Origin of the sequence: Paraburkholderia sp. BR14320 (assembly GCF_040948665.1) — a bacterium.
GTDB lineage: Bacteria > Pseudomonadota > Gammaproteobacteria > Burkholderiales > Burkholderiaceae > Paraburkholderia > Paraburkholderia youngii.
On record NZ_JBFPKG010000003.1, the window covers coordinates 13078 to 25800 of the forward strand.

General features: G+C 65.7%; 13 protein-coding genes. 4 read left to right on the forward strand and 9 right to left on the reverse strand.

The genetic code is table 11. The annotated features are described in order from the left end of the window. The first annotated feature begins 84 nt into the window (after positions 1-84). Entirely contained in the window at positions 85-912 is an 828-nt protein-coding gene (locus tag AB3X89_RS04215) for an HAD family hydrolase (RefSeq protein WP_368581978.1), read from the forward strand. Next, a complete protein-coding gene (gph, locus tag AB3X89_RS04220) occupies positions 903-1595 on the forward strand; it encodes a phosphoglycolate phosphatase (protein WP_368581979.1) in 693 nt (230 codons plus the stop codon). The genes AB3X89_RS04215 and gph overlap by 10 nt, the downstream gene beginning before the upstream one ends. Before the next feature lie 9 nt (positions 1596-1604). Here the strand turns inward: gph and AB3X89_RS04225 are convergent, their stop codons facing one another. The 9 genes from AB3X89_RS04225 to AB3X89_RS04265 all read right to left on the reverse strand — a co-directional run bounded on the left by AB3X89_RS04225 (position 1605) and on the right by AB3X89_RS04265 (position 11293). Next, entirely contained in the window at positions 1605-2270 is a 666-nt protein-coding gene (locus AB3X89_RS04225) for an ankyrin repeat domain-containing protein (protein WP_368582217.1), read from the reverse strand. 24 nt (positions 2271-2294) lie between these two features. Then, positions 2295-2915, reverse strand: a complete 621-nt coding sequence (locus AB3X89_RS04230) for a cytochrome c (RefSeq protein ID WP_368581980.1) — start codon at positions 2913-2915, stop codon at positions 2295-2297. Then, entirely contained in the window at positions 2912-4645 is a 1734-nt protein-coding gene (locus tag AB3X89_RS04235; protein WP_368581981.1) for a pyrroloquinoline quinone-dependent dehydrogenase, read from the reverse strand. The genes AB3X89_RS04230 and AB3X89_RS04235 overlap by 4 nt, the downstream gene beginning before the upstream one ends. A 338-nt stretch (positions 4646-4983) precedes the next feature. Continuing rightward, complete coding sequence (locus AB3X89_RS04240; protein ID WP_368581982.1) at positions 4984-5568, reverse strand: amidohydrolase; 585 nt, start codon at positions 5566-5568, stop codon at positions 4984-4986. A gap of 36 nt (positions 5569-5604) precedes the next feature. Further along, positions 5605-6477 carry a VOC family protein gene (locus AB3X89_RS04245; protein ID WP_368581983.1) on the reverse strand — a complete coding sequence of 291 codons (873 nt, stop codon included), beginning with the start codon at positions 6475-6477 and terminating at the stop codon, positions 5605-5607. Between the two features lie 87 nt (positions 6478-6564). Then, positions 6565-6993 carry an RT0821/Lpp0805 family surface protein gene (locus tag AB3X89_RS04250; RefSeq protein WP_368581984.1) on the reverse strand — a complete coding sequence of 143 codons (429 nt, stop codon included), beginning with the start codon at positions 6991-6993 and terminating at the stop codon, positions 6565-6567. 18 nt (positions 6994-7011) lie between these two features. Then, positions 7012-8763, reverse strand: coding sequence for a SulP family inorganic anion transporter (locus AB3X89_RS04255; protein WP_368581985.1), 1752 nt, complete (start codon positions 8761-8763; stop codon positions 7012-7014). 82 nt (positions 8764-8845) lie between these two features. Further along, positions 8846-9805 (reverse strand): DUF2950 domain-containing protein, encoded by a 960-nt coding sequence (locus AB3X89_RS04260; RefSeq protein ID WP_368581986.1) that lies wholly within the window; start codon positions 9803-9805, stop codon positions 8846-8848. Between the two features lie 9 nt (positions 9806-9814). Then, positions 9815-11293: a DUF3300 domain-containing protein gene (locus tag AB3X89_RS04265; RefSeq protein ID WP_368581987.1), complete on the reverse strand. Its 1479-nt coding sequence runs from the start codon at positions 11291-11293 to the stop codon at positions 9815-9817. Positions 11294-11641: 348 nt separating this feature from the next. On the opposite strand from AB3X89_RS04265, the gene AB3X89_RS04270 reads away from it, so the two are divergent. Both AB3X89_RS04270 and AB3X89_RS04275 read left to right on the forward strand, forming a co-directional pair. Next, positions 11642-12115, forward strand: coding sequence for a glycine zipper family protein (locus tag AB3X89_RS04270; RefSeq protein WP_368581988.1), 474 nt, complete (start codon positions 11642-11644; stop codon positions 12113-12115). 18 nt (positions 12116-12133) lie between these two features. Continuing rightward, the gene (locus tag AB3X89_RS04275; protein WP_368581989.1) at positions 12134-12721 is read left to right on the forward strand and encodes a hypothetical protein; all 588 of its coding nucleotides are present in this window, start codon (positions 12134-12136) and stop codon (positions 12719-12721) included. Positions 12722-12723 lie beyond the last annotated feature (2 nt).

Below are 12723 nucleotides of genomic sequence, written 5' to 3' on the forward strand. Positions count from 1 at the left end.
AGAATCTCTGAATTTGAATCGGCGGATGGCTCGGCTATCGTGGTGCGTGTCTGAACGGCACCCCACCCTCGCGAGGACCGCACGATGCAAGCCCTTATCTTCGACGTCGACGGCACGCTCGCCGACACCGAGACCGCTCATCTGCAAGCGTTCAACGCCGCGTTTGCGGAAGCGGGCCTCGACTGGTTCTGGGACGAAGCGCTCTATTCTGGCCTGCTGAAAGTGGCGGGCGGCAAGGAGCGTCTGCTGCATTACTGGCGCACGGTCGAGTGCGAGGAAGCCGCAGGCCCGCGAGCGCGAGAGGCCGTCGACGCGCTGCACGCACTGAAGACGCGCCACTACACCGAGCGCATGCGCGAGCGCGGCCTGCCGCTGCGCCCCGGCATCGCGCGTCTGATCGACGAGGCGAACGAGGCCGGCCTGCGCGTGGCGATCGCGACGACCACGACGCCCGCCAACCTCGACGCGCTATTGCACGCGCATTTCGGCGCCACCTGGCGCCATCGCTTCGCGGCCATTGGCGACGCCGGCACCACGCCGGCGAAAAAGCCCGCCCCCGACGTCTATCGACACGTGCTCGACCAGCTCGGCTTGCAGCCCGCGGCCTGCCTCGCCTTCGAGGACTCGCGCAATGGTCTGCTGGCGGCGCGCGCCGCGCGCGTGCCGGTCGTTGTCACGCCGAGCACTTTTACCGCGCACGAGGACTTCGATGGCGCGCTGGCCGTGCTGCCTCATCTCGGCGATCCGCATGCGCCGATCGTTCCGATGGTGCGCGGCGAATGGCATCGCTGGGTGGATCTGGCGACACTGCGCCGCTGGCATGAAGACGCCACGCGGCGTCCCGATTCGGCCGCGCGCGGCGCACTGAACGCGGACCAGGCGACCGCGAGCGCGAGCGCGTCATGGCGATGAACCGCGGCTACCACGCCGTCCTGATCGATCTGGACGGCACGATGGTCGACACCGCGCCGGACATCGTCGCGGCCGCCGGACGAATGCTGAAGGACTTCGGCGCCACGCCGCTGCCGTACGACATGGTGACCGGCTTCATCGGCAACGGCGTGCGCAAGCTCGTGCAACGCTCGCTGAACGCGGCGGGCCTCGGTCAGCAAGTCGAACTGGAGCATGCGCAGCACATATTCGAGCGGCACTACGCGGTGACCAACGCGGAGCTGGGCCGGGTTTATCCCGGCGTGATGGCCGGGCTGCACGCGTTGCGGCAGCACGGGTACCGCTGTGCGTGCGTGACCAACAAGCCGCAGGCGCTGGCGGCGGCGCTGCTCGACAAAACGGGGCTCGCCGCTCATCTGGACGGGCTGGTCGCGGGCGACACGGTGCCGAGCATGAAGCCGTCGCCCGAACCGCTTTGGCACGCGTGCCGGCTGCTCGACGTCGAGCCCGAACGTTGCGTGCTGGTCGGCGATTCATCGGTCGATGTCGCGGCGGCGCGCGCGGCCGGTCTGCCGGTCTTTATCGTCAGCTACGGCTATGGCAGCGCGAGCGGCGCCGACATGCCGCGCTGCGACGCGCTGATCGATTCGTTCGAGGCATTGCCGGCGATCCTGGCGCAAACGCGGCCGGCATTGCGCGCGTGATTCCAGCCGCTAACTCGCCGACAACAACCCCGCGACCCGCGCCGACTTCGTCTGCACCGCGATATCTTTCGCCGTCATCCCCCGGTTGTCCTTCAACGACTGGTTCGCGCCACGCGCGAGCAACAGCTGGGCGGTCTCCGCGCGATCGTAGCCGGCCGCCCACATCAGCGCGGTCAGATCGTTCTTGTAGGTCCGGTTCACGTCGACGCCGGCATCGAGCAATTGACCCACGACCTTCGTTTGCCCCTCGCCCGCCGCGTATTCCATCGCGGTCTTGCCGACGCGATCGGTCGCGAGCGGATCGGCGCCATGCGCGAGCAGCAGCGCGACGATCTCGTCGAAGCCGCCGTAGGCGGCGGCCATCAGCGGCGTATCGCCGGGCGCGTTCGCGTGCTGCACGTTCGCGCCGCGTTCGATCAGCGTGCGCGCCATCGCCGTATCGCCCTTCTTGCACGCGGTGACGAGCGCGGTATCGCCGATCCGGTTCATCGCATCGACCGACGCGCCGCGCTGCAGCGCCGCGACGACCGACTGCTGATCGTCGTCCTTCGCGGCCGCGAGCAGTTGGCGGTTGATTTCCCCCTGGTCCTGCGCGAGCGCCGGCATGCAAGCGCCGGACGCGGCGGCGAATGCGGCGGCGAGCAGAACGGCGACCACAAGTGGCCGATTGAACATATCAGTCATGGTGTCTCCCCCGTGCTACTGCAGATTGTTGATATAGGCGGCCAGATGATGGATGTCGTCGTCGGTCAGATTACGCGTCACGCTCGTCATGTTGCCCGCATCGTTGGTGCGCGTGTGCGAGCGGAAGTCCTGCAACTGCTTGACGATGTACTGATAATGCTGGCCCGCGACGCGCGGAATCTCGTTCTGCCCGGAGAAGCCGCCCAGGTGGCACATCGTGCACAACACCTCGGCGGCCTTCTTGCTGCCCGCTTCGATGCTCGCGCCATCCGATTTGAACGGCACCGATATGGGCTTCTGCGCGGCAAAGTAGTCGGCGAGGTCCTGCATGTCCTCTGCCGACAGGTTCGCCGCCATCGGCGACATGCGCGGATCGCTGCGCCGTCCCTGCTTGAAGTCCTTCAGTTCCAGATATATATAGCGCGCGGTTTGGCCGGCCAGAATCGGATAGTCCGGATTGGTCGAATTGCCCATCGGCCCATGACAGGCCACGCACACCTGCGCTTTCGCCTTGCCCGCCTCGGCGTCGGCGCGCGCGCGCGACGGCAGCCACGCGGCGATCAATCCGCCGCACAGCAGCGCGATCCATGCAGCGCGCGCCCCACCCGGCGCTCCCCGCGGCGCCGACCCCCTCATGGCACCGCGAACACGATGACGCTATTGCCGCGCTTGTAGTCGAGCTGCGTATTGCCGCCCGCCGCGACCGCCACGTATTGCTTGCCGTCGAGCGTGTACGACACGGCCGGCGCGTTGACGCCCGCGCCGCACTGGAACTCCCACAGCTTCTTGCCGTTCGCGGCATCGAACGCGCGGAACAGGCCGTTGCCCTCGCCGTTGAACACGAGGCCGCCCGCCGTCGCGAGTACGCCGCCGATCAGCGGCTGGTCGGTCTTGTAGTCCCACGCGATCTTGCCGGTGTCGACGTTGACGGCCGACAGCTTGCCCCATTGCGCCTCGGACGGGATCACCTTGAACGCGCCGCCGAGCCACAGCTTGCTGCCGCCCGGATAGGCGGCGTCCTCGACCTGGTACGTCATCGGCTGATGCAAGTTGGCCGCGTAGACGAGACGCGTCTGCGGATCGAACGCGATCGGCGACCACTCGACGCCGCCGTTTGCGCCCGGCAACATGCGCGCGCCGGACGCGGTCGGCAGGGTCCACATGTTTTCCTGCGGAATCATCGCCTGCGAGAAGCGGATCAGACGGCCGGTCGCACGATCATGCACGTACACGTGACCGGTCTTGCCCGCATGCACGATGCCGGGGATCATCTTGCCGTCGTTGTCGCGCACGTCGATCAGCACCGGCGGGCTCACCGCGTCGAGGTCCCACACGTCGTGCGGCACATACTGGTAATGCCATTTGTACTTGCCGGTGTCGAGATCGATCGCGACGAGCGAGTCCGTATAGAGGTTGTCTCCCGGCCGGATCGCGCCGTACAGGTCCGGCGACGGATTGCCGACCATGAAGTACACCGTGTTCGTTTTCCGGTCGATCGCCGGCGTCATCCACACGCCGCCGCCGAGCGTCTTGTAGAAGTCGCCGCCCTTGTCGGCCAGCTGCTTCTTCTCTGCGTCGATGTCGCGCTTCTCGTCGCGGCCGGTCGCGTCTTTGGTCGCCCACACGCCTTCCTGGCCGGTTTCGGGAATCGTGTAGAAAGTCCACAGCAACTGTCCGGAATTCGCGTCGTACGCCTTCACGAAGCCGCGAATGCCGTACTCGCCGCCGTTCGTGCCGATCAGCACCTTGCCGTCGACGACCGCCGGCGCCATCGTTTCCGAGTAGCCCTGGTCGGGATCGGCGATCTGGGTTTGCCACAGCACGTTGCCGGTTTTGGCGTCGAGCGCGACGAGCTTGGAGTCGAGCGTGCCCATATAGAGCCGGTCACCCGAAATCGCGACGCCACGGTTGTTGGGCCCGCAACAGAACGTCGTGACCGGCCCCATCTTGTGCTTGTAATGCCAGTGCTCCTTGCCCGTCTTCGCATCGATCGCGTACACGTGATTGAACGACGTGGTCAGGAACATTACGCCGTCCTTCACGATCGGCGCCGTTTCCATCGATTCGTTGACGGCCGTCTGGAAGATGAACACCGGTTTGAGCTTCGCGACGTTCGTCCTGTTGATCTGCGAGCCCGGGTAATAGCGGGTCTGCGCATACGAGCCGTTCGAATGCAGCCAGACCGCCGTCATGCTGCCGGCGCGATCGAGCTGATCCTGGGTGACGGGCTGAAGCGTCGAGGGCACCGGCGCGGCGGTGGTGGTCGTGCTGTTCTGTACTTCGTCGGCGGCATGAGCCGCGGGCAAGCCGAACGCGATGGCGAGCAGTGGCAGGCCGACAATTCCCTGAATACGGTTGAATGGCATGAGCGTCTCCTAGCTTTTTATATCCCTATGAATTGCAGCGCAGGAGCGCGACATGGATCCACGCGGACGACAGCGTGAAAGAACACGATGGCGCAACCCTCGCAGACAACGAAAGCGTACGGCTTCGAATCGTTGTTTAGCTTTGTCAGGACGGGTCGGCTTCGCAGAGGGGAGAAGTGATGCACGGGTCCGCGGCAAACCGGCTCGATTAAGGGTAGGCGATGTGTTGTGGATTTTCTAGAGTAAAGCGTTAAGGAGTAGCAAGCGATTGACGCGCACCGTTGTCGCCAGTCACTGTCGCGCTGGTCATCGTTTTCACCTACGTTGCGGCGAGTGGACTACGCGTCGAAACCGAACAGCCGGCGTGGCGTTTCCCACTGGATCTGCCGCCGCAGTTTCGCGTCGGGCACGAGCGTCTCGAACATGCGCCCGCAGTGATCGACGACGATCGCGGCCGGCTGCCGCGCGAGCCAGGGGCCGAGCGCCGTCATCTGGTCGCCCGCGGCCTGGATCTGCGCGACCATGCCGAGGTCGGCCAGCATGCCGAATAGCGCGCCCGCTCCGAGCACCAGGTCGATGCCCTCCATCGCCGGATTGAACGCGACGCCGACCACCCCTGCCCGCCGTAACGCGGCGAGCTCTCCGCGGCCTATGCCGTCATCGACCACCGCAATACCGCGCAAACGTGCGTCGTATGTTTCGAGCGCATCGAGCAGGCAGCGGTTGTCGGTGCGATAGCCGCTCGTCGGGCCGACCAGCAGCGCGTGGCGCACGCCATACGCATCCATTACGCGCACGAACTGCGCGGCGGTGCCGACCTCCTGCTGCGCTGGCCGGTAAGCGGTGTCGTCCCGGTACGGAAAGCGCATCGGATCGAACACGTGGCAGTGGCAGTCGATCTTCTCTTCGTCGAACACGCTCATGAGTTTTTCCACTGAATAGACCGCTCATGGAGCTGATCAGAACCGCCCGTCGCGCCAATCGGCCCCTTGCAGATAGTTCCGGTTGGTCTGTTCCGGGTTGCGGTTTACCAGAGGTCGCGCGTAAAGCGGATGATGCAGGCTGCGCACTTCGTGCTCGAGCCTGAAGCAACGCTCTCCGGACGCCAGATCGACGACATCGGCAAACCGGTATTGATGCGGCTCCTCTCCATATACGAGGCCTTTTTCGGCGAGCCTTCTGAACGGCTCCGAAAAAGCCGCCGTGTAAATGGCGATGTGGTGTCCGTCGTATTCAGGAACGGGCCCGGTCGTTTCCGCATACAGCAGTTGCTGATGCGTGCCGATGTCGATGATCGCGCGGTGCAAGCCATGCTTCTCTTCGATGTCGACGGGCGCATCGAACATATCGCGGTAAAAGCGCGCGATAGGCAACGCGCTGCCGACCGGCACATCCATCTTCACGAACGCGATGCCCAGATCGATTTGCGACCACGGAGCCGACGCGGATCGATTGACGGGATCGAGGCACTGGTAGCGGTTGCCCCATGGACACGTCACTTCGACACTGCCCGCGCGCTCCGTCCAGCCGAACCCGGTGCCGGCGAGCAGCGGCTCGACCGAACGCAAACGCTTCACCAGCGCGTCGAGTTCGCCCACCACGAGTCCGACACTGCCGCGCAAACGTTGCGCCGCCCCGTGCGGCAAGTGAATCTGCGAGCGGCCGATGTTGATCCACATATTCTCGACCCCGGTCATCACGAACGGATCGCGCGTGAGCCCGAGGCCGGTGACGTAGAAGGCGGTCGCGAGAATCTGGTTGGGGATTTTCAGGTTGACGTGTTCGAGCAGGATCAGATTGCCGGTATCGTCGTTAGCGTATGAGTGTTCCATGTGTCTGCCTTGTGCATGAGCCGCGAAACGCTGGGCAAATTATGCATCAACAGCGCAAATGGTTCGTATCGAGCGACGCGCAGATGCTTATCTCTTCAGTACCTTCCATGGCCCATCGCCGGTCTTGCAGACGATCGGCGTCCAGGTTTGCGTCTGTCCTTTCGCAATCGCGGTCAGCGTCGCGGTCCGGCAGGTTCGATCGCCGTCCTTCGTCGTATCCTGCGGCGTCACCGTGCCCTTGATCGAAACGGAATTGCCGGTGCCCGCATTGCTCCACTCGTACGATTCGCCATCCTTTTTCGTATCGAGCGCCTTTTGCGCCGCATCGTTGAGCGCTTTACGGTCGGCTTCGTGCATGTAGGTGACGGGCGTGTCCTTCAGAAAGTTCAGGTTCGCTGCATGGCACAAGACGGGGCTGGCGAGCAGCGCCGCCGCCGTCAGCCACTGTGTGATCGTGAGGCTGTGGACGGCGTCGTGTGCGAGCGCGCACGCGCCGGGAAGCAATTGACGTGACATTTGGTTTTCTCCTCGAAATCATCCGCGACCCGCTTCGTCCGCGAAATCGCCGTTTTGCTGGAATGCGTCGACGAGGTCGGCGACCGAGCCGCGCCGGCTGATGTGGCCGACGCGAACCTCGAGCCCCTCGGCGCGCAACAAGTCGCGCACGTCCGCGTGAGCGCCGACGATCTTCATCTCCGTGCCCGCCGCCTGCAGCGCGACGTGCATCGCCTTGAGCATGCGCGCGCCCGCCAGATCGACGACCGGTGACGCCGACAGATCGCAGATCACGAGCCGCACCGGCTCGGGCGCGGCGCGGATCATGCGCCAGATCGTCTCGCGCACGTGCTCGACGTTGAAGTAAAGCAGCGACGCCTCGACCCGCACCGCCAGCACATGCGCAATCGTCTCGTTCTCGGCATGACGTTCGAGATCGGAGAAATAGCGCGTGCCTGGAATACGGCCGAGCATCGCGACATGCGGATGCGCGGCGCGGCGGATGATCAGCAGCATCGACACCAGCACCGCGACGATCACGCCCTTCAGGATGCCCAACAGCAGCACCGCCGCGAACGCCACCATCGAAATCGCGAATTCGAAGCGGCTCACGCGCCACATATGACGCAATTCGCGGACATCGACGAGGCCTTTCACGGCCACGAGCACGATCGCCGCCAGCACGACGTTGGGCAGATTCGCGAGCAGTCCGGTGAGGAACATCAGACAGAAGCCGATCGCCAGCGACGCGAAGACCAGCGCCAGCGGGCTTTTCGCGCCGGCCTTGTCGTTCACCGACGATTGCGACAGCCCGCCCGCGACCGGAAACGCCTGGAACAATCCCGCCGCCAGATTGGCCGCGCCGAGACCGAGCAATTCCTGGCGGGCGTCGATCTCGTCGCCATGTGCCTGCGCGAGCGCGCGCGCGGCCGAAACGCTCTCGACATAGGCGAGCAACAGGCACGCAAACGAGAGCGGGATGATGCCGTCGACATCGCTGATCCGCAGCCCCGGCAGACGGAATTCAGGCAAGCCCTGAGGGAGCGCGCCAACCAGCGTAAAGCCGCGGCTGCCCAGCGACGTGACGGACAACGCGACGATCGACGCAGCGACCACGGCGAGCGCCACCGGACGCCCCGGCAGAAACTTCTCGCCGAGCAGCAGCAACGCGATGCAAACGAGGCCGAAGGCGAACACGCTGACGTTGGTCAGCGGAAGCTGCCCCCACAGCACGGCGATCCGTTCGAAGAAAAATTCGCCGCCGCCTTTTACGCCGAACAGCTTCGGCAACTGGGTCATCGCGATCGTCAGCGCGGCGCCCGCCTTGAAGCCGAGCAGGATCGTCTCGCTGATGAAGCTGACGAGCGAACTCAGGCGCAGGAGCCAGCCGATCACGCACATGCACGCGATCAGCACCGACGTGAGCGCCGCGATCGACGCCCAGCGCGCCGGATCGCCGTCGGCCATCGTCGCGACCGTCACGCCGACCAGCATCGAGATCGCCGAGGTCGGGCCGACCGCGAGCTGGCGCGACGAACCGAACAGCGCGTAACAAAGGCCGCCGACCAGATAGCCGTAGATGCCGTATTGCGGCGGCAAGCCGGCGAGCGACGCATACGCGAGCGATACCGGAATGCCATAAGCCGCGAGCGTCACGCCGGCGACCGCGTCTTTCGCGAGCCAGCGCGGCTGATAGCTTCGCAGCCATTGCGCGGGAGGAAACGCGGAGCGCCACCCGCGCGCGGGTGGCGTGGCTGACGCGAGGCCGGTGACGCTGGGTGGGTGGTTCAACGTAGCGCCTCGAGTACGGAAGCGGAGCCGACGGAAGCACGGGTGCGCGGCGCCGGCATGGCCACCGCCGACCCTGAGCGGATCAGAGCGAACCCTTGACGCGCTGCCACGTGTGATCCGGGTTGAATTCGGTCACCGGCGGCGCATGCGGGCCACGGTCCTTCTGGTAGATCACGCCGTTGTTGCTGACCACGAAGGTCATCACGCCGCTCTTGCCGTACTGCGCCGGATAAGCGACCATCGCGAACCCCGCGATCATGTGGCCGTTGATCACGTAGCTGAACGCGCCGCCCGGCGCGTTCTTGCCCTGCCGCGTCAGGATGTGGAACTGGTAGCCCCGGTAAGGATCGCCCGCCGCGTGGCCTTTCAGGTATTCGGAGCTGGCCGCGACGAGCGGGCCGAACGGACTCTCCTCTTCGTCGCTGTTTTCGTCGGTATGCCAGTAGAGACCGTCCTGCTTGCCCGGCGTGCTGGCCAGCTTCTGCGCGTATTCGTGCAGGCCGTCGTGGTTCCGGTCGCGCGACGCATATTGGCGCTGCGCGTCGAGATAAGCCTCCAGCACCCTGATCGCTTCGAGTTCGTTGGAGCCGATCCGTCGATTGATCAGTTCTTCTTCGCCCTCTTCGGTCGCGAAGCGCCAGCTGCCGCCCTCCTTGACGATCGGTATCGGCATCGGCCACGCCTCGTCGCCGACCAGCAGAATCCGCCGGTTCGGTCCCCTGTCGTCGAGCACGTGATAGGCGTCGAGCTCCTTGCTCGCCTTGGCCCAGTTCGCCTCGTTCTCCGCCTGATCCGGCGACACCACGAGGCTCTTGTGCGTTTCGCCGAAGATCGCGACGAGCGACGCTTCGTCGTCGGTCTTCAGTGCGCTGGACAGCGCGGCGACTGCGTCTTCCGGGGTGGCGAAAGTGCGCTGCCCTGCGGCGAACGCCGCGAACGGAACCGACAGCGCGAGCACCATCGCGCACAGCCGCCGCGATGAGGCCACGCGTCGCCGCGAAACGTCGCGTGCGCGCTTTCCGGTGATGCTCTGCCCGCTCATGGCTGCTCCTTATCGCCGTCCGCCGCCGCGGCCGCCACCACCGGCCCGCGGCGAGAATCCGCCACCACCACGCCCGCCGCCCGAAAATCCGCCGCCGCCACCGCCGCCGAATCCACCGCCACCGGCGTATCCGCCTCCGCCGCCACGCGCCGCCGACTGGCGGCTCGCCGCGCCGCGCGCGCTATTGGCTTGCGCGTCGCGCGCCGAGCCGTAGCCGCTGAACGCATCGCCGCCGCGTGCGCCCGTCGACGCGGTCGGACGCTGGGACGGCTGCGGCCGCCCTTGCGCGCCAGCGCCGCCACCGGAGAAGTTGGCTCCGGCACCGCCGCCGGCACCGGCACCGCCGCCGGCAAAGTTCGCACCGGCAACGCCGCCCGCTCCACCGCGGTTGCCGCCTGCCAATCCACCGCCCGCGCCAGCACCCGCGCCGCCGCCGCGCGACGGCGGATCGCCGACCCGCTGCGTGCGCGCCGAGCGATCCGAGATACCGCTGACCTGGCCCGGCTTCTTGTCCGGGGTCCACGCGGAGGTACCGCCTCCCTGCCCGCGACCACCGCCGCGGTTGATGTCGCCGGTGTTGACATTGCCGCTGTTGATATTGCCGCGCTCGACGTTCCTGTCGCCCCGGTTAACAGTTCTATCGCCGCGCTCGACGTTTCTTTCGCGGTTGATGTTGATGTTGTTGTTGCCGCCGCCCCCGTAATGCGTTTCATAGTGCCCGCCGTTCCAGGCGGCGGTAATCGCCGCCCCCCAGATCAGCCCCGTCGCGAGCGCGGCGCCGGGCGCGTACGGATAGTAGTAGGCCGGATATGGCGTGGGCGCATACGCGTAGGTCACGGGTGCACTGGCCACCACGACGGTCTGCGGGTTGTACTGCGGCACGTAGATCACCTGCGGATCGGCCGGCTGGATCTTGATCACTTCCTTCTCGACGACCACGACCTGCTTGTCGTCGGATTTCAGATGCCCCGCCGATTGCGTTTGCCGCCGGAAGCGCTGAATCGCTTCGAGCACGGAGCCCTGATCGGCGACGACGGCTTCGCCGAGATCGATCGTCCAGTCGAGATCGGTGCTCATGTTCTTGACGATGTCGGGGTAATTCAGCAGCGCCTTCACCGGATCGTGCCACGCGTCGTTGAGTTTCAGCGACTTGTTGTTCTTGTACTGGTCGAGAAACCGGTCGGCCTGCACGATTTCCACCGGATAGGTAGACGCAGGCAGGATGATCGCGATCAGGTCGTCCGGATACAGCGCGATCGGCCCGACGAGCTTGTCGAGCGTCGCCGCGGGAATGGGCGCGTTGACCGCGTTCGCCGGGGCGTTCGCGGCCGGCGCCTGCGCCAGCGATACCGTAGTGGAGAACGCGCCACAGCACGCCAGAAGCGCGGCGCCCAGCACATGGCTGACGCGTCGCGCGCGCCTCGGCTCGTCGTCGAGCGCCGTTGCAAACGGGATGGTGCGTGCATGCGCACGCGAATCGCGGTCCATCGATGCTTCCCCTTGCGCTCCGTCAGCGGCCTCGGGCTGCATCGCTACGCGGCAGTCCACGGCCATAATCTTTGACAGACAGTTCTCCGAAGCAATGGAAACGACCTGCACCTGTTGCATGAATACAGTTTGGAAATCACAAGCGATCTTGCAAATACGACCTTGGTCCGATTGCGCGCGACAGGCCCGCGACAGCATGATGAAAGCGAACCTGCCATTGCTGCGCATCCATCGCGCGGCAACCGGTCCCATCAGAATTCCCATTCACGGGTGCCGGTTGCGCCCTCACGCCTGAACCAACAGGCAGCCGGCGACTCGCACCCGCGTGTGCCCACGCAAGGAGCTGTCGTGAACAAATCGACGAAATATGCCTTGATTGCCGCATTGACGGCGTCGCTATCGCTGGAAGGCATCGCGCAATCGAGGCCGATAGCGTATCCGGCCAGAGGGCAAAGCCCGCAGCAACAACAGCAGGACGAAGGGGCCTGCTATGGGTGGGCAAAGAACAACACCGGCATCGATCCGACCCAGGTCGCCAACGCCCCGCCTCCGCCTTCCGGCCCCGCGGTGGGAGGCGGCGAGCGCGTGCAGGGCGCCGCGCGCGGCGCGGCCGGCGGCGCGATCATCGGCGCGATCGCGGGCGATGCCGGCAAGGGCGCGGCGATCGGCGCCGCGACCGGCACGATGGTCGGCGGATCGCGCGCGCGGCAGAACCGGCGCGCGGCCGCGGCAAATTCGCAGGCGCAAACGCAGGGCGCGATGGACACGTTCAATCGCGCTTTCGCCGCATGCATGTCGGGCCGGGGTTACACCGTCAATTGATCACGCTAGGGGAACAGAATGATTAACCGCAAATTGATGATCGCGGCGGCGCTCGTGTGCGTCGCGAATACGGGGTTCGCTCAGACGGAGACACCGGTCACGGTCAAGAGCGAGCCCAGCAGAGTCACCGTGTCGGGCACGGTCAAAACCACTTCGACGGTCGTCGGCATCGAGCCGGAAACGCGCACCGTCCTGCTCAAGGACCCGAAGGGCAAGGTCGTGCAGGTCGTGGTCGGCGAGGAAGCGCGCAATTTCGATCAGATCAAGGTCGGCGACGTGGTCAAGGCCGAGTATTCGCAGGCACTGACCCTCATGCTGAAAAAAGGCAACGCCCCGCTGACGGCGAACGAAACCCAGACGCTCGATCGCGCACCGGCGGGCGCGAAACCCGGCGGCTCGGCCTCACGCCAGGTCACGATCATGGCTAACGTGATCGCGGTCGATCGCCAGAGCGGCGTGGTCACGCTGAAAGGCCCGCAAGGAAACATGGTGGATCTGGTCGTGCAGGACCCTGAACAACTGAAGCGGATCAAGAAAGGCGACCAGATGCAGGCGGTCTATACCGAGGCCGTGGCCATCGCCGTGGAGCCGGTCGCCGGCAAATAGCG